This is a genomic window from Rosettibacter firmus (assembly GCF_036860695.1).
Taxonomy (GTDB): domain Bacteria; phylum Bacteroidota; class Ignavibacteria; order Ignavibacteriales; family Melioribacteraceae; genus Rosettibacter; species Rosettibacter firmus.
Genome location: NZ_JAYKGJ010000001.1, coordinates 536,130 through 558,844, shown reverse-complemented (window position 1 = coordinate 558,844; position 22,715 = coordinate 536,130). Strand labels below are relative to the sequence as shown.

General features: G+C 29.6%; 18 protein-coding genes. 12 read left to right on the top strand and 6 right to left on the bottom strand.

Annotated features, from left to right (window positions below; translation table 11 throughout):
• The first annotated feature begins 1 nt into the window (after position 1).
• The 3 genes from VJY38_RS02450 to VJY38_RS02440 are packed head-to-tail and all read left to right on the top strand — an operon-like array spanning position 2 to position 4,609.
• Positions 2–2,122 (top strand): glycoside hydrolase family 65, encoded by a 2,121-nt coding sequence (locus VJY38_RS02450; RefSeq protein WP_353679078.1) that lies wholly within the window; start codon positions 2–4, stop codon positions 2,120–2,122.
• Between the two features lie 21 nt (positions 2,123–2,143).
• Complete coding sequence (locus VJY38_RS02445; protein WP_353679077.1) at positions 2,144–3,532, top strand: DUF362 domain-containing protein; 1,389 nt, start codon at positions 2,144–2,146, stop codon at positions 3,530–3,532.
• A 51-nt stretch (positions 3,533–3,583) separates the two neighbouring features.
• Complete coding sequence (locus VJY38_RS02440) at positions 3,584–4,609, top strand: uroporphyrinogen decarboxylase family protein (RefSeq protein ID WP_353679076.1); 1,026 nt, start codon at positions 3,584–3,586, stop codon at positions 4,607–4,609.
• 163 nt (positions 4,610–4,772) lie between these two features.
• Here the strand turns inward: VJY38_RS02440 and VJY38_RS02435 are convergent, their stop codons facing one another.
• From VJY38_RS02435 to VJY38_RS02415, 4 genes are all read right to left on the bottom strand, one after another.
• The gene (locus VJY38_RS02435) at positions 4,773–6,875 is read right to left on the bottom strand and encodes a TIM-barrel domain-containing protein (protein WP_434968557.1); all 2,103 of its coding nucleotides are present in this window, start codon (positions 6,873–6,875) and stop codon (positions 4,773–4,775) included.
• A 245-nt stretch (positions 6,876–7,120) separates the two neighbouring features.
• Positions 7,121–7,576 (bottom strand): nucleoside-triphosphatase, encoded by a 456-nt coding sequence (locus VJY38_RS02425; RefSeq protein WP_353679074.1) that lies wholly within the window; start codon positions 7,574–7,576, stop codon positions 7,121–7,123.
• On the bottom strand, positions 7,539–8,627 hold the full coding sequence (locus VJY38_RS02420; protein WP_353679073.1) for a hypothetical protein: 1,089 nt from the start codon (positions 8,625–8,627) through the stop codon (positions 7,539–7,541). Before VJY38_RS02420 ends, VJY38_RS02425 begins: the two co-directional genes overlap by 38 nt.
• Before the next feature lie 41 nt (positions 8,628–8,668).
• The gene (locus VJY38_RS02415) at positions 8,669–8,947 is read right to left on the bottom strand and encodes a carboxymuconolactone decarboxylase family protein (protein ID WP_353679072.1); all 279 of its coding nucleotides are present in this window, start codon (positions 8,945–8,947) and stop codon (positions 8,669–8,671) included.
• A gap of 158 nt (positions 8,948–9,105) precedes the next feature.
• Here VJY38_RS02415 and galE point away from each other — a divergent pair, with 158 nt between their 5' ends.
• The 3 genes from galE (at position 9,106) to VJY38_RS02400 (ending at position 12,100) form a co-directional block, all read left to right on the top strand.
• Positions 9,106–10,080 carry a UDP-glucose 4-epimerase GalE gene (gene galE / locus VJY38_RS02410; RefSeq protein ID WP_353679071.1) on the top strand — a complete coding sequence of 325 codons (975 nt, stop codon included), beginning with the start codon at positions 9,106–9,108 and terminating at the stop codon, positions 10,078–10,080.
• Between the two features lie 9 nt (positions 10,081–10,089).
• The gene (rfbC, locus tag VJY38_RS02405) at positions 10,090–10,638 is read left to right on the top strand and encodes a dTDP-4-dehydrorhamnose 3,5-epimerase (protein ID WP_353679070.1); all 549 of its coding nucleotides are present in this window, start codon (positions 10,090–10,092) and stop codon (positions 10,636–10,638) included.
• A 133-nt stretch (positions 10,639–10,771) separates the two neighbouring features.
• Positions 10,772–12,100 (top strand): UDP-glucose dehydrogenase family protein, encoded by a 1,329-nt coding sequence (locus VJY38_RS02400; protein WP_353679069.1) that lies wholly within the window; start codon positions 10,772–10,774, stop codon positions 12,098–12,100.
• Between the two features lie 8 nt (positions 12,101–12,108).
• Here VJY38_RS02400 and bshA read toward each other — a convergent pair whose 3' ends face one another.
• Positions 12,109–13,239, bottom strand: coding sequence for an N-acetyl-alpha-D-glucosaminyl L-malate synthase BshA (gene bshA / locus VJY38_RS02395; RefSeq protein ID WP_353679068.1), 1,131 nt, complete (start codon positions 13,237–13,239; stop codon positions 12,109–12,111).
• An 86-nt stretch (positions 13,240–13,325) separates the two neighbouring features.
• Here bshA and VJY38_RS02390 point away from each other — a divergent pair, with 86 nt between their 5' ends.
• The 4 genes from VJY38_RS02390 (at position 13,326) to mgtE (ending at position 19,213) form a co-directional block, all read left to right on the top strand.
• Positions 13,326–14,192 carry a carbohydrate kinase family protein gene (locus VJY38_RS02390; protein WP_353679067.1) on the top strand — a complete coding sequence of 289 codons (867 nt, stop codon included), beginning with the start codon at positions 13,326–13,328 and terminating at the stop codon, positions 14,190–14,192.
• A complete protein-coding gene (gene rfbD / locus VJY38_RS02385) occupies positions 14,186–15,097 on the top strand; it encodes a dTDP-4-dehydrorhamnose reductase (protein WP_353679066.1) in 912 nt (303 codons plus the stop codon). The genes VJY38_RS02390 and rfbD overlap by 7 nt, the downstream gene beginning before the upstream one ends.
• Positions 15,098–15,156: 59 nt before the next feature.
• Complete coding sequence (locus tag VJY38_RS02380; protein ID WP_353679065.1) at positions 15,157–17,688, top strand: DUF3160 domain-containing protein; 2,532 nt, start codon at positions 15,157–15,159, stop codon at positions 17,686–17,688.
• 145 nt (positions 17,689–17,833) lie between these two features.
• Positions 17,834–19,213: a magnesium transporter gene (gene mgtE / locus VJY38_RS02375; protein ID WP_353679064.1), complete on the top strand. Its 1,380-nt coding sequence runs from the start codon at positions 17,834–17,836 to the stop codon at positions 19,211–19,213.
• Positions 19,214–19,219: 6 nt separating this feature from the next.
• On the opposite strand, the gene VJY38_RS02370 is transcribed toward mgtE, so the two are convergent.
• Positions 19,220–19,495, bottom strand: a complete 276-nt coding sequence (locus tag VJY38_RS02370; RefSeq protein ID WP_353679063.1) for a hypothetical protein — start codon at positions 19,493–19,495, stop codon at positions 19,220–19,222.
• A 179-nt stretch (positions 19,496–19,674) separates the two neighbouring features.
• On the opposite strand from VJY38_RS02370, the gene metG reads away from it, so the two are divergent.
• On the top strand, positions 19,675–21,711 hold the full coding sequence (gene metG / locus VJY38_RS02365) for a methionine--tRNA ligase (protein ID WP_353679062.1): 2,037 nt from the start codon (positions 19,675–19,677) through the stop codon (positions 21,709–21,711).
• Between the two features lie 42 nt (positions 21,712–21,753).
• The gene (locus tag VJY38_RS02360; protein WP_353679061.1) at positions 21,754–22,698 is read left to right on the top strand and encodes a DNA-methyltransferase; all 945 of its coding nucleotides are present in this window, start codon (positions 21,754–21,756) and stop codon (positions 22,696–22,698) included.
• Positions 22,699–22,715 lie beyond the last annotated feature (17 nt).

Genomic DNA, 22,715 nt, shown 5'->3' with positions numbered 1-22,715 from the left:
AATGAGTATCTACAAGAAAATATTTTTGTTTGTTTTATCATTTACATTAATTCATTCTGTTTGTTCAGGTAAAGAAAAGATTAATAGATATGAATTAGTTCATCGCCATATCCCTATCAATACAAAATTAGATTCGCTTTCACCTTTTACAGTTGGGAATGGTAAATTCGCTTTTACTGTTGACTTCACTGGTCTACAATCTTTTCCTGAATATTATGAAAAAGGAATTCCTTTGTGCACACAATCTGAATGGGGATGGCACTCTCTTCCTGATGAGTTTAATTATAAACTCGAAGATACATTTGAATATTATGATTATTATGGTAGAAAAATTCCTTTTGCATCAAATCAAAATTCAAAAGCTGCTGAATGGTTGAGAGCAAATCCACACAGACTTAATTTAGCAAGAATCGGCTTGAAGATTTTTAATGATGACTCTACAGAAATCAGTATTAATCATATAAAAAATATTTTACAGAAAGAAGATATATGGGAAGGGATAATTAAAAGTTCTTTTGATATAAATAATAAAAAAGTATTTGTCAAAACTGCTGTACATCCAGAACTTGATTTAATTGCGGTGAGCATTCAATCAGATTTAATACAGGAAAGAAGAGTGGCTATTGAATTCAGTTTCCCTTATGGTTCTACACAGTGGGGCAAAAATGCATCTGATTGGGAAAGCAATGATAAACATTCTTCGGATATAATTTATCACGATTCGAATTATGTTATTATAAAAAGAACTTTAGATACAACAAATTATTTTGTTACAATTAAGTTTAGCGGGGCAAAATTAAATCAAAAATCTAAACATACTTTTTTGTTGAGTGTTGAACCTGCAGAAAAATTTGAATTCAGTGTGTTGTTTTCTAAAAATCAAAGTGATTTAAAGTTACCTGATATAAATGAAACTTTTAATGCATCAAAAATTCACTGGAAAAATTTCTGGGAAACAGGCGGAGCAATCGATTTTTCAGAATGCACAGATGAATTTGCAAATGAACTGGAAAGAAGAATTATCTTATCTCGATATTTAACTGCAATTCAATGTGGGGGTAAATATCCACCTCAGGAAACTGGTCTAACTTTTAATAGCTGGTATGGAAAATTTCATCTTGAAATGGCGTGGTGGCATCTGGTGCATTTTGTATTATGGGGTAAACCAGAATTTCTCGAAGATAAGATGGATTGGTACAAACAGATATTACCACTTGCTAAAAAAAATTCTTTGTTACAGGGATTCAAAGGTGCTAAGTTTCCCAAAATGGTTTCTCCAGATGGAAGAGAAAGTCCATCAAAAGTTGGAGTGTTTTTAATCTGGCAACAACCTCATATTATTTATTTTGCAGAACTCTTATATCAATATTACAGGAATGATTCTATACTTCATAAATATAAAGATTTAGTTTTTGAAACAGCAGATTTTCTTTCTTCTTTTGCTCACTGGGATGAGAAAAATAAAAGATATGTTCTGGGTCCACCTTTAATACCTGCACAGGAAATATATAAACCTGCAACAACATACAATCCTGCTTTTGAATTATCATACTGGAAATTTGGATTAAAAACTGCATTAGAATGGAAAAAACGCCTAAGGTTATCAATTGATAAAAACTGGAAACATGTTTTAGAAAATTTATCTGAAATTCCTCTAAAAGATAGTTTATATCAAAATGCAGAAAATGCATTAAACACTTTTGAAGATGTGAAAAATTGTAAAGACCATCCAACTTTACTTGCCCCATTGGGTATGATTCCTGATGAATCAATAAATAAATCAATTATGAGAAAGACACTCAAAAAAGTTTTAGAGTTATGGGATTGGGAAAGCACATGGGGATGGGATTATCCAATGATGGCAATGACAGCTGCAAGAATTGGTGAGCCAGAATTAGCCATTAAATGTTTGAAGATGAGTGTGAAGAAAAATACATATTTAAATAATGGTCACAATTATCAGGATGAAAGATTGCCTATTTATCTACCAGGTAATGGTGGATTGTTAACTGCTGTTGCCATGATGGCTTCAGGCTGGAATAAAAATAAAATTTTTGCTCCTGGTTTTCCCAAAAACGGTAAATGGAAAATAAAGGTCGAAGGAATTATGCCCCTACTTTAAAAAAAATAAAGGGATTTAATAATGAAAAATCACAAAGGTTTTACTCGTAGAGATTTTATTAAAACTGTTGGTATTACTTCAACAGGATTAATGTTAACTCAATTATATCCAAAAAAATTATTTGCTTTTCCTTCCTTTAAGATGTTTGATTATAAAGCAAAGGTAGCAATTACCAGAGCTAATAATTATGAACGAAATTTTATTAAACAAAAAGTGCAATATTTATTTGAACAACTCGATGGAATTAAAGATTTATTTTATAATGGGAAAAGAGTTGCAATTAAAATAAATCTTACAGGTGGTTCAGGCTCTGCTTATAGTTCGAGATTGAAAGGGACTGATATACGTGAAGCAATGTGGACACATCCTGAAGTAATGCGAGCAGTAATTGAGTTAATAATTGATAGTGGAGTTAATCCAAAAGATATCTTTATAGTAGAAGCTTTATGGGATGATAGTTCATTCAACAATTTTGGTTATAAAGATATAAAAGATAATCTTGGCGTTAATTTTATTAACCTGAATAAACCTGAACCGTATTCAGATTTTGCTGAACTACCTGTTGGTGATAATAAATTTTATTATAGCTCTTTTAAATCCAACAGAATTTTAAGTGAAGTTGATTTATTTGTTTCTATACCAAAATTAAAACATCATTTCGAAGCTGGTTACACGGGAGCAATTAAAAATCATGTTGGAATTGTTCCAAAACAACTTTATGAATTACCTAATGATAGGTCAAGAAGAGGTGCTTTGCATCAAGAAGGAGGACCTTCAAATACTCATCTGCCAAAATCAATAAGTGATTTATTAATCGCACGACCAATTCATTTATCTGTAATTGATGGAATTAAAAATGCTATTGGTGGCGAAGGTGTCTGGAATCCCACATTTGAACCTGCTGAGTATAATGTTTTAATAGCTGGAAAAGATGCAGTTGCAACAGATAGCGTGGGTGCTTTTGTGATGGGACGAGATCCATCGAAATCAAAGTTACAATTGCCTGCAGGTGGAGAATGCGATAACTACCTTTATATGTTAAATCAAAAAGGTTATGGAATAAATAATCTTAATGAAATTGATATTGTAGGTGATGGAAAAGATTTAATTACTTCTCTTAAAGAAGAAGTAAATATTTCTTTACCTGATGAATATCAACTGATGCAAAATTTTCCCAATCCATTTAATCCTTCCACAAGAATTGGTTTTTATATTCCAAAAAATGAATTTGTTGATTTAAGAGTTTATGACATAACAGGAAGAGAGATTAAAAAAATTATTAATAAAGAAATTTCTGCTGGTTATCATGAGATTGTTTTTGATGCAGATAATTTATCTTCTGGAATTTATTTCTATAGAATTACCACACAAAATTTTTATGATGCAAAAAAGATGATTCTACAGAAATAAAAAAGTATACATCTGCTTTTCTTCATATCAAAAACAATTGCTGGATTAAATATGAAAGGGAAAATTTTATTTCATTATCTCGAAAAAGCTTATAATGAAAAGAAAAGATTAATTGCCCCTTTGTTAGGATTTCCTGCATTAAAATTAATTAACTCAACAATTAAACTTGCTCAACAAAATTATTATGAACATTATAAAGCTTTAAAATCAATTGCAGAAACTTTCCAGCCTGATGCAATTTTTCCATTGATGGATTTATCTGTTGAAGCTAATGCACTTGGTAGATACACATTATTTCCAGTTGATGACTCAGCAACTGTAGTAACAGAAGAAATAACAAATGATGAACTGGAAAAGATGAAAGAAATTGATATACGATATGATTCACGTCTACTTGGTTATGTTGAAACTATAAAACTTATGAGAATAAATTTTTCTAATAAAATTCTAATTGGTGCATATGTTACTGGTCCTTATACGCTTGCAGGACTCCTTTTAGGGGCGAGTAATGCAGCAACTCTTTCAATAACCAATCCTGATTATCTTAAACAAGTTTGCGAAATAGTTACTGAAAAGATTCTCAATTATGTAAAACTTCTAATTAACGCTGGAGCACAAATTATTTGCGTTCTGGAACCAAGTGCTGTAATGCTTGGGCCAGAGCAGTTTAATTTATTTTCAAAAAATTATGTTAATAAAATTTGTAATCTTTGCATCGATACAGAAATTTCAGTGGTTTATCATATCTGTGGAAATTCAATGCATTTAATTGATAAAATGTGTGAGTCTGGAGTTGATGCATTAAGTCTGGATTCAAAAGAAGCTGGTGTAGATTTAGTTGCAGTTGCTAAAAAAGTTCCTGAGAATATTATAATTATTGGAAATATTTGTCCCACAGGAAATATCCTTATTGGCAAACCAGAAGATGTGTGTAATGAAGTTAATAATCTTTTGATTCAAATGAATCCATATAAAAATTTTATTTTAAGTACAGGTTGCGATTTACCAAAAGAAGTTCCTGTTGAGAATATAAAAGCATTTATAGAAGCAGGTAGGAATTTCAAAATAGAATATTGAATGGTTTTGTGTTTTAATAGTTTTGTTATTTTGTAAATTGAGTCTTAATGGTTTGGAATCTGAGGGAATGATATATAAATATCAAATCATCAATTAATATATAACAAAAGGAAGCAGAGTTATCTTTTCTCTGCTTCCTTAAAAATTATTCAGAACTAATTAATTACCATTCTTCTTTTTCCTGTAATGATTTTAAATCAGGTTTTGTTTGAACGATTTTTAATGATTCTTCATATAATTTATTCAGGTCACCTAAATTTACTTCTGATCCTTTGCGAATAAAGATAGGAATTTTGTAAAGAGGAGTATTAACATCTATGAATTGTCCACCTTTATAAATTTTTTCTGGATTCCATGCATCGATCCATTCTTCGCCAGCAGGTAAATAAACTTTTTGAGAAGATTGATTTTTCTTCCATATAGCAGATACGAGAATATCAGAGCCATATAAATATGTTTGCCATTCTTCCCAAGATTGTTTTTGTTCTGGATAAATTAAAAATAATGGTCTTACAATAGGAATTCCTTCTTTATGAGCTAATTGAGCAGCTTTAAATGAATAATCAACCAGCATAACATGAATTTTTGAATATAATCTCCATATAGCAAGAATTTCAGTATCGTAATGAGGTTCCTTTTTCATATCCCATAATCCACGATCTTCAGTTGGACCAACTTCCATAATTGGTGAGAAGCAACTAAATGCAAGCCATCGAGCAAGGACTTCGCGATCTAAATCTCCTTGCCAGTATCCACCAGTATCTGAACCCCATATTGGAAAACCAATTATTGAAGCACGTTGTTGAGCAATGATTGCACATCTTAAACCTTCAGGTGGCGAACCAATATCTCCACCCCAGAATGCACTATACTTTGAACTACCTGTATATCCAGCTCTTGGGAATAATATAAAATCATCACCATGAATTTTTTTTGCAATATCATGAGTAGCTTTTACGTATTGAACAACATAATCATTACGATTTTCTCTTGCTGTTCTGCCATCAAATACTTTGATGTTCATAGATTCTGGAACAATTTCTTCTCCACGATCAAGTTTAAATCCTTTTACACCCTGTTTTAAAACTTTAGCAAGACCATTTTCCTGCCACCATTTTACCGCATCTGGATTTGTGAAATCAATTAGAACTCTTTTAGTATTAATTTTTGGAGGAAGCTCATATCCTTTAACTTTTGCTTCTTCTGCCATTTTACCATGAATCCATGGAGCTATCCACAGTAAAAATTTTATATCTTTTTTATTGAGCCATTTTATCATTGCTTCTGCATTTGGAAATCTTGTTGTGTCCCATTCAAAATCTTCATAACCTTCTTCACCTTTTGCCCATGGTCTATCAACCCAATAAACTCCAAGTGGTATATCTAAAGCTTTCATCATTAATATATCTTCAACAACCATACTGTTGTATGGAGCTGTAACTTCTGTGCTATCGAAATATTTTTTCAAATTGGTATGATTATCTTTCCATCTATAAGGCATAAATGCCCACTTAGGAGGTAAAATTGGAGGTCCAGCATGCAATGTATGTGCTTTTACTAAATCGAGAGGATTTTTTGCAGTATAAATAATGAAACTGAGTGCTGGTCCCTCAAATTCAATTTGTACATAATTTTCAGCTTCTTTACAAAAATCATATCGTCCAGGCCACGTTCCTTCTACAAATAATCCATATCCATTTGAAGAAATATAAAATGGAGTATAAAGTGAAAGAGTTGGTTTAATTATCATTTCAACTGTTTGTCCACGAAGATTCAATGCTTCTGTAATACCTTTTCGCCATGATTCTTTTTGATTTCCATCTACAACTCGTTCAAATAAACCAGTAAAATATTCATCGTTTGTAGCATTAAGATTAAAGCCCCATTTTATTATGTTAATTGAATTACTTTTATCATTATCTAACATTGAAAGTTTGATTTTAAAACTGTTATTCTCTTTTTTAATGTAGAATAAAATATTTTGATTGTTTAAAGACCAAACAGCTTTTAGTGAATTTTCTTCCTCTTCAATTTTTACTGGTTTGCCCCGTAACCATGTTTTTCCTGCAGGTGTTTCAAAGAATATACTTCCTTTGCCAATAGTTTCATTAGGAAAGATTTTTAAATTATTTTTTAATTCTTGACTGATAATTTCAATAACTACATCATCATTAATACCAGTTGTGTAGATTTTACAAAAATTGTTTTTATCTTTTCCTGAAGTGATGATTGTTATTAGAAATATTATTGATAATAATTTCTTCATCCGACAACTTCCTTGTAATTAATTAAGAAAATTATTGTAATGAATTTTTAGTGATTATTTGATTTATGAATTATTTCTAAATTAACTTATAATTGGTTATTTGTTAAGAATGCTAATAAGCCATACTTTGATAAAATTGAATAAAGAGTGATAATTATTCTGATTGATCTGTATAAATTCATCATTAGCATTTTCTGCAATTGAATAATCCTAAGAATTAAATAATTTTTAGTTGATCAATAAACTTATAGTTCTAAAATTTGGTAATCTTTTATATTGTAGTGTTGTAAAGCTTTGTTTAATAAGGATTCTCTTATAACAAAAATTAAATTCATCGAAGTAGAATTCTTCAAAATGATTTTTATTGATTTATCCAGTCCTTTCCCTTGCAGCTCAAGTAATCCAATTTCGTCAATCACTAACCACTCATAATTTTTATCTGATGTGTTTATAAGTTTTTCATTTGCCCATTTAAATGCTTCTTGATTGAATTTATATTTTCCAACTTTAATAGTATTGAAATCATCATCACTTCCAAGTAACATTAAAGTTCTGGAAGATATATGATAAAAACATCTCTTACCATCTACCACAGGCTGTAAAATTCCATCAATGCTTTTTTGATTTAAAGCCCAATTCATCAGTCGAGTTGTTTTACCAGTTTTACTCAATCCAGTTATGATATAAATCTTGTTCTTCATCTATTTCTGCAGATAATAATAGAGCTGTTGTATCTGAAAGAAATTTTATTATTCTAAAAATTCCAATTTCACCTTTAGACATAAACCATGCATAATTAATCAGTCTTTTTATACTCGGGAATAGAACGATTATTTTGTTAATTTCTGGTGCATGATCGAATTTATTTTTTTCTAAAAACTTGCTGAATCTTTTCTGAATATATGGTGAAATAATTGAAAACCATACAAATGTGATAATAACTGAACGAATTAACATCATCAAAATTTCATACGAACGATATAGTCCTAATTCTTTCGAGTAATAAGATAAAATCATATATAAAATTGAGAATGCAATAATTGCCATTCCACTGGGTTTTTTCCACCATCTTTTTTTCTTTTTTTTCAGATTTAATTTGAATGCATCCATTTTATAATAAAAAGAAGAATGCAATGGATATACTATGTCTGTTCTACTTTCAATCCATTCAGGTATTTTTACAACTTTAGAACCAATATAAATTCCAGCAATCATATGAATTATTATATAAAACATAACTGAAAATATACTCAGGCTGAAAGGATAAAGATATCTTTCAACACCAATTTGATTAAATATATAATGGGTAAATGAATCGAGTGCCTCCCAGAATGTAAATCCAAATAATATTGTTAAAACAAGTACTCTTTGAACAGCAGAAAATGTTTCTGAAAAAAAACCAAGTAATATACTACTGACTTTTATGTTCTTTATATGCTTAAAGAAAATGTATCCCATCATTCCCTGTAATGCAATAGCAAAATAGGAACTTAAAGAACTATATGGACTTACAACAGCTTTTACAAGGATAACAAGTAATGTTGAGTGAAGAATTTCATTTTTATTTTCTGAGTATCTGCCTATTAATGAAATAAATATAGTAGCTGCACCACTTAGAAGAAGACCAGCGAAAGGAACTTTTAGTATGCCGAGTATTCCTCCAAAGACTGCCTCGCTAAAAGCCCAGAGTGCGGTAAATCTTTTTGTATCAATATATAGTGTGTTGTGAAATTGTAATGTGTTTTCTTTCAAAAATTATTTTCCTCCTTTTTTAATCTAATTAAATCAACAATTCAACTAAGTTTTGTAATTGTAGCTGGAAAAACCAATTGTAGTGTATCAATAATTGTAAACTCGATATTTTCTTTTTTAATTTTGGCTTTAGAAGCTTTATAAACTCGAGCATGATTTGTATCTTCTATTCTTGCACCAGCTGAAATTGCAAGTTTAATCGGGATTTTAGTTTTCTTGTTTAGATGCGAGTTATAAACACTACCAAAGTTTTCATAAGCACCAGCAATTTCAGGAAATTCTTTTAAAAATTTTTCAAACCGTTTTGAGAGTTTAGCCATTTTCTTATCCCTCTATTTTTATTATGAAAATTAAGGTTATATATCCGCATCTTCAATAAAAATTTTGCTTAAGAAATATTTTTATTGATTTTTTTCAAAATTTTATAATAGTCATATCATTTTATTTCATATTTTTGTATAAAAAATTTAAAGGCTTTATGAAAATACTTGTTACAGGCGGTGCAGGTTATATTGGTTCTCATTTCGTAAAATTTCTATATGAAAATAATTATGAACCAATAGTTATCGATAATTTATTTCGAGGGCACAAAGAAGCTATACCTACAAATATTCCACTTGAGATTGTGGATTTATTAGACTACGAAAAATTATTAACAGTAATTAAAAAACATAAACCAGAAGCAGTTGTTCATTTTGCTGCTTTAGCGTATGTTGGTGAATCAGTAGAAAATCCACAACTTTATTATTTAAATAATGTTGTTGGAAGTTATAATCTGATAAGAGCTGTGACAGAATCTGACATAAAAAAATTTGTTTTTTCATCTACATGTTCTATTTATGGAAATCCATTAATTATTCCAATTTCAGAAAAAGAATCTTCAAAACCAATTAATCCATATGCTAACACAAAATTGATAATAGAAACAATGCTAAAAGATTTTGATAATGCATATGGACTTAAATTTGTTGCTCTAAGATATTTTAATGCTGCAGGAGCTCATCAAGATGGTGAAATAGGAGAGAGTCATAATCCTGAAACACATTTAATCCCGCTTGTTCTTTACACTGCAATGGGAAAAAGAGATAAATTATTTGTATATGGAAATGATTATGATACTCAAGATGGTACATGCATAAGAGATTATATTCATGTGATGGATCTTGCAGATGCACACTTAAAAGCATTACAGTATTTAAATGATGGAAATGATTCAACAATAATTAATCTTGGAACAGGTAAAGGAAATTCTGTACTTGAGATAATTAAAAAATCAGAACAAATAACCGGTCGAAAAATTCCTTATGAAATTACAGGTAGACGAGCTGGAGATCCAGCAATACTTGTTGCTGATAATAAAAAAGCTAAAGAAGTACTGGCATGGTCTCCCAAGTATTCAATTGAAGAAATTATTGAGTCTGCCTGGAAATGGCATCTTAATCAAAAGTATTAAGAGGAATAATTGTTAGTTGAGAAAACTTTTATAGATGGTTTATTAATTATTAAGCCCGATGTCTATTTTGACGAAAGAGGATTTTTTTTCGAATCATTTAATCAAAAAAGATATTTTGAAGCAGGCATTGATTTTAATTTTGTTCAGGATAATATTTCAAAATCAAAAAAAGGAACAATCAGAGGGTTACATTATCAGGTAGGGGATTTTGCACAGGGGAAACTCTGTTATGTTATTGCAGGTAAAGTTCTTGATGTAGCAGTTGATATTCGTTTTGGTTCACCAACTTTCGGGAAATATTTTTCCTGTGAACTTAGTGAAGAAAATAAAATTCAATTATGGATACCACCAGGCTTTGCACATGGTTTTTCTGTTTTGTCTGATGATACAATTTTTTATTACAAATGTACAGCACTTTATAGCAAAGAACATGAAAGAAGTATCTTATTTAACGATGAACATTTAAATATTGATTGGAAAGTTGAAAATCCTATAGTTTCTAAGAAAGACTTAGCAGCTAAAAGATTTAAAGATATAGACAAAGATTTTTTTTATTGAGAGATTTGAGGGTCTTTTCCACTAATGATAATGTAAATTATTCATATCCATTAAACTAAATACAAAATGGTTTTTTAATTATAATCCTGACTTAAGTACAAAATAAAATTTTAAAAAAATTAGAGAGGGAAAAATGGAATTAGCAGTAATTGGAACAGGTTATGTTGGATTGGTAAGTGGAACTTGTTTTGCAGAAATGGGGAATAGAGTAATTTGTGTTGATAACAACAAAGAAAAACTTGAGAAGCTTAACAAAAGAATTGTCCCAATTTATGAACCTGGATTAGAAATTTTATTTCATCGTAATATCGATAAGCAAAGATTGATTTTTACAGATGATTTGAAAAAAGCCGTTCTGGAATCCGAGATTATTTTTTTGTGCTTGCCCACACCACAAGATGATGATGGTTCAGCAGATTTGAAATATGTATTTGGTGTAGCAGAAGAAATTGGCAAAATTTTGCAGGAAGCAAAAACTGATGAGTTTAAGATTATCGTGAATAAAAGCACAGTGCCAGTTGGTACTTCTAAAGAAATAACAAAAATTTTACAAAAATATGATATTAAAAATTTTGAAGTAGTTTCTAATCCTGAATTTTTAAGAGAAGGATTTGCTGTAGAAGATTTTATGAAGCCAGATAGAATTGTAATTGGAGCAAGAAGTAAAAAAGTTTTTGAAAAACTTCATGAACTTTATGAACCATTTGTTCGTCAGGGAAATCCAATTTATGATATGGACCCAGAGAGTGCTGAAGTAACAAAGTATGCAGCAAATTCATATTTAGCAATGCGTATAACTTATATGAACGAGATAGCTAATTTTTGTGAATCTGTTGGAGCTAATGTAGATATGGTTCGTAAAGCAATGGGGGCTGACACAAGAATTGGAAAAAGATTTTTGTTTCCTGGTATTGGTTATGGTGGCTCTTGTTTTCCTAAAGATGTAAAAGCATTGATTAAAACTTCAGAAGAATCTGGTTCGCCAATAAAAATTCTTAAAGTTGTTGATGAAGTTAATAACTCTCAAAAATTAATTCTCGTGAAAAAAATTCTTCAACATTTTAATAATGATATAAAAGGAAAAATATTTGCTGTGTGGGGATTAGCATTCAAGCCTAATACAGATGATATGCGAGAAGCTCCATCGATTACAATTATTAAAAAATTAGTTGAGCTTGGTGCAAAAGTTAAAGGTTACGACCCGGCAGCAAAAGAAAATGCAAAATATTATCTCGGTGAAATTTTTGAATATGTTGATGAACAATACGAAGCCTTAAAAGATGCTGATGCACTTTTAATATTGACTGAATGGAATGAATTTCGTAATCCAGATTATGATAAAATTAAATCTTTATTAAAATCAAAACTGATTTTTGATGGCAGAAATATATTCGACCTTCATAAAATGGAAGAACTTGGTTTTATTTATTATAGCATTGGTAGAAAAACAATAGGCTTATAAAATTTATTTTAAGGGGTATTTAAAATTCGTTCATAATACTCAATATACTTTGGCACAATTATATTTTTGTCGAAATATTTTACTGCTCTTTCACGTGAATTTTTAGAGAATATTTTGTATTTCTTTTCATTAGTTAATAAATCAATTACATACTTTGCCATTCTATCGATATCACCAATTTCTGCTATATAACCAGTTTCGTTATGAATTATTAATTCGGGTAAACCACCAACAGAAGAACTGACAACTGGAATTCCACATGCCATTGCTTCGAGTGCTGATAAGCCAAAACTTTCTGACTGTGAAGGCATTAAAAAAATATCTGCTGCATTTAATATTTCTGGTAGTGCATCTTGCTTGCCAAGAAAAATTACATCTTTTTGTAAATCTAATTCTCTTGTAAGTCTTTCACATTCAGATCTATCAGGTCCATCACCAATAAGAACTAATTTTGCAGGTACTTCTTTTTTAACCTTTTGAAGAATTCTTATTGTATCGGGAACTCTTTTAACTGCTCTGAAATTTGATGTATGTACCAGAATTTTTTCGCCATGAGTTGCAAATTTTTCGTGATAAGGTTTATCATCTAATGGCTTGAATTTTTCTGTGTCAATAAAATTGTAAATTACTTCGATATCTCTATTGACATTAAAATTTGTTAGAGTTTTTTCCTTCAAAAATCTTGATACAGCTGTAACACCATCACTTTCTTCAATACTAAATTTTACAAGTGGCATAAAAGAAGGTTCTAAACCCATTAATGTTATATCAGTTCCATGAAGTGTTGTAATAAATTTTATGTCTTTATTTGTTTTTTTACGAATTTGTTTTGCAAGATATGCACTTACTGCATGCGGTATTGCATAATGAACATGCATTAAATCAAGTTTTTCATATTCAATTACTTCCAGCATTTTACTGGTAAGAGAAAGTCCATAGAGAGAATGTTCGAATAATGGATAACTTGCAATTTCAACTTCGTGGAAAAATATATTTTCTACAAAACGATTTAACCTTTGTGGCATAGCATAACTAATAAAGTGCACCTGATGCCCCATTGAGGCAAGTGCTAATCCTAACTCAGTTGCAACAACTCCACTTCCACCATAAGTTGGATAGCATGTTATTCCGATTCTCATATAAATTTATCCTTTTGAATCAACATTATTATTTTTGAATATAACATGAAATTATTATTCTATAGTTCATAATATAAAATTTTAATATGAATATTTTATTAATTGGTCATTCAATTATTGACCACTACAAAATAGAAAATATTGAATTAATAAAACCAGGTGGAATCTATTATTCTGCTGCCGGGATGCTATATATAAAAAATAATGAAGATAATCTCTTTTTGCTAACCGGGATTAACAAGAATAGTTATAATTTATTTGAAAAAGTTTATTCAAAATTAAATCTTACTTTGTCTACTGAACTGGATAATATGCCAGAAGTAAGTTTGAAAATATATGAACATCAAGAGAGAGATGAATTTTATAAAAATATTTCTTCTCCTCTTTCACTTGATAAAATTAATGACTGGAATTTATTTAATGGAATATTAATAAATATGATAACTGGTTTTGATATTTCACTTGACCAACTTAAATATATCAGAAAAAATTTTAATGGCTTAATTTACCTGGATATTCATACACTATCGCGTGGTGTTGATGAGAACTTGAAAAGAAATTTTAGATTAATTCCACAAGCAGAAGAATGGCTTTCGAACATCGATATTGTTCAATGTAATGAAAATGAATTAAAGACACTTTTTAATTATGAAGATGACTATATGATTATCAAAAAAGTAATGACATTAAAACCTGAATTACTTGTCTTAACTAAGGGTATGAATGGTGCTGAAGTTTATTTCAAAGATAATCACCAAATTGGTAAATATTCTATACAGGCAGAAAAAGTTGTTGTTAAAAATAAAGTAGGATGTGGTGATATTTTTGGGTCAGTCTTCTTTTATTTATATCTTAGGACACACGACATAATGAATTCTTTAAAAATAGCAAATAAAATTGCAGCACTTTCAGTTTCATCAGTCAACATTGAAGATTGGTTAAAGCTATGTTAGGTGGTAACTTGATTAAAACCAGAATTCTTATTATTGGTTCAAATGGAATGCTTGGACAAAGGTTAACAACTTATTTTTCTAATAACAACTATGAATTAATGTGTGCTTCTATAGAACCTAAATCATTTTTTCCTGATGTTAATTATAAATGTGTTGATATAACACAAAAAAACAAAGTGCGAGAATTAATTCTTGATTTCTTTCCAGATTTTGTAATAAATGCTGCAGGCTATACAAATGTAGATAAAGCTGAAAAAGAAAGAGAACTTGCCTGGAAAATAAATGTTACTGGAGTTGAAAATATTGCTCTTTATTCATGGACAGTTGATGCACACTTAATTCATATCTCAACAGATTATATTTTTGATGGTAAAAAAGGACCCTATACAGAAAACGATAAACCATGTCCACTCAGTTATTATGGTAGAACAAAATTAGCTGGTGAAAATTCAATTAGAACCAGTGGTGTTAATTACACAATTATTAGAACGAATGTTTTATATGGACCAGCAAAGTTTGGTAAACCAGACTTTGTTAGATGGGTTATAAATTCTTTACGCAATGGAGAAAAGATAAAAATTGTTACAGACCAATTTAATAATCCAACTTATTTAGATGACATAGTGAGTGCTATTGATAAAATTATTTTATATAGGAAAGAAGGAATCTACAATATTGCAGGTACAGAAATTTTATCTCGTTACGATTTTACAATGAGAATTGCAGATTTTTTTGGCTTAAATAAAAAATTAATTGAACCAGTTCTTACAAAGGATTTGAATCAATCTGCACCTCGCCCATTAAAATCAGGATTAATTATCCTTAAGGCAATGACCGAATTAGATTTTAAGCCACACACAATCGAAGAAACTTTTGAACTTATGAAAGAAGAATTAAACCTTTAAGGTAAATTGAAATTGATGTAAATAAAAGGTAGTTTTATTTGAGTATTATTGAGGGTAAAATGAAAAAATTTATTTTAATAATATCTTTGATTTTTTCAGTGAATTTATCCCCCCAATCATTTAATGTTAGTAATTATAAAAACTTTCTTAAAGAACATTCCAACATGAAAGCAAGTGAATTGCTTTCTCTTTATAACGCAGGTCTATTTAAATATGAAATAAACTACGATATATCCAGTGCAAAATATCTCGATTCCGTTATAATTAAATTCAAGTTAACTGAAGATGAAATATCATTATTGAAGAAAAATGGTTTTGTTGTAACTGAAAGGATTAGTTTTAATGATTTTATAGACATGTATTTAGATATTTATCACAAAGATTTGCCAGTGTTAATTACAACAGATGCCATTTTGAATGCTTTTCATAAATCTTATGATGCAATACTTAAAAAAGTTGAAGTCGAATTTTTGATTCCTAAATTGAAAGAATTATTAAAGAATATGCATAATTCTGTAGTAGATTTAAAAAACATTTATGAGAGTTCTGAACTTGATATAATGATTAAAGATGTTGATTTATACTTATCAGTAGCAAGAGAATTATTAGGTGATAATTACCCGTTACATTTTTATGAAAATAAAAATAAAATTGATGAGCTATTAAATCTTATTGAAAACCAGAATATAGAATCGTATTCCTTATTTAGTTCAAGAAGTCGAAAAATTGATTTTTCACAATTTAAAGTTAGGGGTCATTATGATGATGAACGATTTCCTCAGCTGGCAAATTATTTTAAAACAATGACCTGGCTGGGAAGAACAGAATTTTATTTAATAGCACCTGAGTCCGAAGAAAATATAAATTATTCAATTATTGATGAACAACGACAGATTATTGATTCATATTTTTTATTAAAACTTATCGAAATTTCTAATTCAATTAATCTTTATGAAGAAATTGAAAATACTATTAAAACTTTTGTAGGAGAACAAGATAATGTTGAACTATATCAATTGCGAGAATTATTTCAAGAGTTAAATATAAATTCTGCATCACAATTACTCGATACACTAATTATAAAAGAGTTTCAAGAATTATTGTTGACGAAAAATTACTCTGACCAGAAAATATTATCACAAATATTGAATAGCAACCCTTTGAATCCCGAGATAATTAAACCAGCTTCAGCTTTTTTATTATTTGGACAAAGGTTTGTAATTGATTCTTATATTACAAACAATGTCACATTTGATAGAATTATTTTTAATGGTAAAAAAGTACTTCGTATGCTTCCTTCTTTGCTTGACATAATGTTTGCGCTTGGTAATTCTGCTGCTGCTCAATTGCTTAGAAAAGAGCTTGAGTTATATAATTATTCATCAAACTTAGCTTCGTTAAGATATTTAATCGATTCCTATGATAATAATTTCTGGAAAAATTCAATATATAACCTATGGTTGAATGCAATCAGAACTTTGAATCCACCTTATGAGAGAAGTGTTTATCCAGAATTTATGCAAACAGCTGCTTGGTGGCAGCAAAAGTTGAATACTCAACTTGCTTCGTGGACCGAATTAAGACACGATAATTTATTATACGCAAAACAGTCTTATACAGGTAATGTAATTTGCTCTTATCCTTATGGTTTTGTAGAACCAATTCCTGAATTTTATTCTTCAATGAAATTAATTTCTGCTGAGACACTTAGTAAATTGAATTCTTTATCCTTATCTGATGCTTCACTTAAAGATTATTTTGAAAATTTCTCTAATGTAATGGATACCTTAAAAACATTGGCAGAAAAAGAATTACATAAAATGCCATTTAATAATTTTGAAACTAATTTCTTAAAACGTGTTGTTTATGATATTCCTCTTTGTGGAACTACTTTAACAGGTTGGTATTATGATCTAATTTATAAAAGCCAATACAGTAATTATGAAAATAAAATAGATTTCGTAGTAGCTGATTATCATACAAGTCCTAGTGATGAAGCTGGTAACGTTGTAGGATGGATAAAACATTCTGGTACTGGTAAAAGAAATTTAATAATACTCGTTGCAGAACACCCAGATAAAGGTATGATTGCTTTTGCAGGTCCTGTTAATTCATATTATGAAATAACAACAAATAATTTTTATAGAATTACAGATAATGATTGGATAAATAACTATTTAAAATCATCATCTCGTCCAGATTGGGTTAATATCTATCTTGCAGATATAAATGGTAATATTAAACAGGAAGGAATAAATCTTATAACAGGTATTAAAGATAAAAATCAAACTTACTTAAAAATTCCTCAAGAAATATTTATTCAAAATTTTCCTAACCCTTTTAATAATTCTACGGTGATTAATTTTGTTATTCCTTCAAAATATGGGAGAGTATATGTAGAGCTTAATATATATACGATAAATGGGGAAAAAATAAAACAGTTATTAAACGAAGAACTTCGACCCGGGAGTTATTTTATAAGCTGGGATGGGAAAAGTGAAAGTGGTTTATTTGTTTCAAGTGGAACATATTTTTATGAAATAAAAGCTGGTCAAATGAAGAAAATTGGTAAAATGATATTAATGAAATAAATCTTGTTCTTTAAATGATTGATGGGCACTAACATAATAAATATCTCGAAAAATTCTTAATCTTTATTGAGAATTAAATATAAAGTAGTAAATTTGTAAACCTAATAACTCAATCCTTACATCATCCTTCAAAAAGGAGGTGCCCATGCTGAGCATGCTAATCAGCCCCGAAATCAAAGAATTAATTCAAAATAGACAATTCCTTGATCTTAAAGAAATTTTAATGGATTGGACACCAACTGACATCGCAGATTTAATCTTAACTCTTAGTGAAGACGAGAGAGTTTTATTGTTCAGACTTTTACCTAAAGAATTAGCTGCAGATGTATTTGAATACCTGGATTATGATACACAAATCGAATTAATTCGTTCAATGAGTCATGAAAAGATTTCAGAATTATTGAACGAAATGTCGCCAGACGACCGTACTGCACTATTTGAAGAAATGCCCCCGAATGTTGTTAAACAGATGTTAAATTATCTCTCTTTCGAAGAAAGAAAAATTGCTCAACAATTGCTTGGCTATCCTGAAAATAGTGTCGGTCGTTTAATGACTCCGGATTATATTGCTATTAAAGATTACTGGACTGTTCAGGATACATTAGATTATATTCGTAAATATGGTCAGGATAAAGAAACTCTTAATATTCTCTTTGTGATTGATGATTTTGGTAGATTAATAGATGATATACGAATCCGTGAAATTTTACTTGCCTCTCCAGAAACTAAAATTATTGAATTAATGGATGGTAATTTTGTTTCGCTAAGTGTTACAGATGACCAGGAATATGCAATCGAATTATTTAAGAAATATGACAGAGTTGCATTACCTGTTACAGATAGTACAGGAATTTTAGTAGGCATTGTAACAGTTGATGATGTTCTTGATATTGCAGAAGAAGAAACCACAGAAGATATTCATAAAATCGCAGCAGTACAGGTACTTGAAGAACCATATCCAAATACATCAATTTTTCAAATGATAAAGAAAAGAGCAGGTTGGTTAAGTATTTTATTTATAAGTGAAATGTTTACTGCTACAGCTATGGGATATTTTGAACATGAAATTGCTAGAGCAGTAGTGCTTGCATTATTTGTACCATTAATTATATCTAGTGGTGGTAATTCAGGTTCTCAGGCGTCTACATTGATAATTCGTTCACTTGCTCTCAACGAAATTAGTCTTAAAGATTGGTTTTATGTTTTTAGAAGAGAAATTTTAACTGGGCTATCACTGGGAATAATTTTAGCAATTATTGGATTTTTAAGAATCTCACTCTGGCAATTTACTGGGCATGTATATGGGGAACACTGGTTCCTGATTGGTATTACTGTAGCATCAGCATTGATTGGAGTTGTATGTTGGGGTACTTTAATGGGTTCGATGCTACCTTTATTATTAAAAAAGTTGGGATTTGATCCTGCAACTTCATCTGCTCCTTTTGTTGCTACACTCGTTGATGTGACAGGAATAATAATTTATTTTTCTATTGCTTCAATAATTTTACGAGGTACTTTGCTTTAATCTTTTTTATTCAAAACTTTTTCGCCAGCTACGCATTAAAAATCCTGTTATTATTAATGCTATTCCAATTAATGCTATTTTAATGTACGATTCTGAATAATAATAAAAACCACCTATAGCAACAGGTACATTTTGCATTTCTACAGAAGTAAAACCCTCGCCCCTTGCTATTTCAACTTTATATTGAAAATGTAGAAGAGCATAACTTAAAATTACACTCCCCTGTACAAAACAAACTATATCAACTAATGCAAAGATTATTGTACTCATAAATTTTTTCATTTATTAACCCTCTTGAGTTTTTGATATTAATAAGATATTAAAATTATTTTTTATTCAATAATTATTTATTTATACTTATCAATATTTATACAAAATGAGCAAAGAGAACTTTTATATCATTTTACAAATTAGATTTTTCTTATATTTGTTAATAATTATTAAATAATAGTGAGAAAAAATTGGCAAAAGAGAAAGTACTTGTTACTTCTGCACTTCCATATGCTAATGGAAATATTCATCTTGGTCATTTAAGTGGTGCTTATTTACCTGCAGATATTTATGTACGTTATAAAAGACTTAATGGTGATGATGTAATTTACATTTGTGGTTCAGATGAACATGGAGTGCCCATCACAATAACTGCAGATAAAGAAAAAGTTCATCCAAAAGTTGTTATTGATAGATATCATGAACTAAATAAAAAAGCTTTTGAAAAATTTGGGATGAGCTTCGATATTTATTCAAGAACAAGCCTTCCAATTCATCATAAAACAGGACAGGAATTTTTTAAGTGTTATTATGATAATGGTTTGTTAATCGAAAAAAAATCAATGCAGTTTTATGATGAAAAAGTAAAAATGTTCTTACCAGATAGATATGTAGAAGGTACATGTCCTCGATGTGGATATGAAGAAGCAAGAAGTGATGAATGCGAAAAATGTGGCTCTCTTTATGAACCATCTGAACTTAAAAATCCAAAAAGTAAAATTAGTGGCGAAACACCTGTATTAAAAGAAACTTCACACTGGTATTTCCCATTAGGCAAGTATCAAGCAAGATTAGAAAAATATATTGATGAGATGAATAAAAAATATGGATGGAAGGATAATGTACTTCAATACTGTAAAGGATGGTTTACAGAGGGCTTGAAAGATAGAGCAGTAACACGGGACTTAGATTGGGGAATAAAAGTTCCTCTCGAAAATGCTGAAGGAAAAGTTCTTTATGTCTGGTTCGAAGCAGTTCTTGGTTATATTTCTGCTACAAAAGATCTATCTGAAAAAAGAAATGATCCGGATTTATGGAGAAGATACTGGCAGGATCCAAATACAAAATATATTGCATTTATTGGAAAAGATAATGTTGTTTTTCACACAATAATTTTTCCTGCAATGCTAATGGCTTGGAATGACTTTAACGAAGATAAATATGTATTACCACAGAATGTTCCAGCAAATGAATTTTTGAATTTTGAAGGGAAAAAGTTTTCAAAATCTCGTGGATGGGGAATTGATGTTATCGATTTCCTTGAAATTTTTCCTCCAGATCCACTTCGTTATACACTCGCTGCTAATCTGCCAGAAAATAAAGATACAGATTTTTACTGGAAGGAATTTCAAGCAAGAAATAATGGAGAACTTGCAGATATACTCGGTAATTTCATCAATAGAACTTTTACCTTTGCATTCAAACATTTTGATGGTAAAGTGCCGCAACTTTATTCATTAGAAGAAATTGATAAAAATATGATTGAACTTCTTGAGTCATATCCAAAAAAAGTTGGTAATTTAATTGAGCATTTTAAAATTAAAGATGCAGTTTTTGAAATGATGAATCTTGCACGAGCCGCAAATAAATATTTTAACGACTCTGAACCCTGGATTACAATCAAAAAAAATCCAGAAAAATGTAGTACAACAATTAACATCTGTTTGAACACAATTTATACACTTGCCGAATTATTTGAACCTGTAATTCCATTTACATCCGAAAAGATTTTTAATATGCTTAATGCAAAAAAATGTGAATGGGAACAATCAGGTAAATTAAATCTAAAAGAAGGACATAAACTCAATCAACCTGAAATATTATTTAATAAAATTGAAGATAAAGTTATTGAAGAACAGATTAATAAACTTGGCGTTGTAGGTGAACAAACCCAACAGGATGAAGAAATTACTATCGAAGAGTTCAAGCGGATTAAACTAAAAGTAGCAAAAATAATTTCTGCAGAAAAAGTTAATAAAAGTGAAAAGCTACTTAAACTTCAACTCGACTTAGGAAATGAGAAAAGACAGGTAGTTGCTGGAATTGCTAAGAGTTATAATCCAGAAGAATTAATTGGAAAAAATGTTCTTATCGTTGCTAATTTGAAACCTGCTAAGTTGTTTGGACTCGATTCTCAAGGGATGATACTTGCAGTTGATTCCGAAGAAGGGAAAGTAAAAATTATTGAGATTGATAACTCAGTTAAACCTGGCACTCTCGCAAAGTAATTGCATGACATTATCTATTTGAACAAATCAATTTTCTCATTTATGAAGAATAAAAGAGTTGCAACAAGAAATAAAACAATCTTTTTATCAGATGATGAATTAAAAAAGTTTTCAAAAAAGTTAATTAAATTGAATAATAAAGCCGAGCTAAGTGATATTTTGAATAAAACTATTTGTCAGGATTTATTTACAGTTTTAGATTATTTGCCAGATGCGTTTGTTGACTTATTAATAGTAGATCCCCCATACAATCTGAATAAATCTTTTAATTCAATAAAGTTTAAGGAACAATCAATTTTTGATTACTCAGAATGGATTGAGAAATTTATTATTAAATTGAAAAGAACATTAAAACCAACTGCTTCAATTTATTTTTGTGGTGACTGGCATACCTCAATTTCAATACCTCTGGCTTTAGAAAAACATTTTATCATTAGAAATAGAATTACTTGGGAGAGAGAAAAAGGAAGAGGTGCAAAATCTAACTGGAAAAATAGTTCAGAAGATATCTGGTTTTGTACAGTTTCAAATAAATATACATTTAATGTAGATGCAGTTAAATTAATGAAAAAAGTTATTGCACCTTATCGAGATGAGAATGGTAAACCAAAGGATTGGTCTGATTCATTGAATGGTAAATATAGATTGACGCATCCATCAAATATATGGACAGATATTTCTATTCCATTCTGGTCGATGCCTGAAAATACTATTCATCCAACTCAAAAACCTGAAAAGTTAATTGCTAAAATTATTTTAGCAAGTTCTAACGAAAATGATATAATATTGGATCCTTTTTTAGGTTCAGGAACTACTTCAGTTGTTGCAAAAAAACTTGGAAGAAATTATGTGGGCATTGAAAAAGATAAATACTTTGCAGCACTTGCAGAAAAAAGACTTTACCTTGCAGATGAAAATAAAAAAATTCAAGGATTTGAATACGGTGTTTTCTGGGAAAGAAATACTAAACCATTTCCTTTAGAATAAGAAACTTTTTATAGATT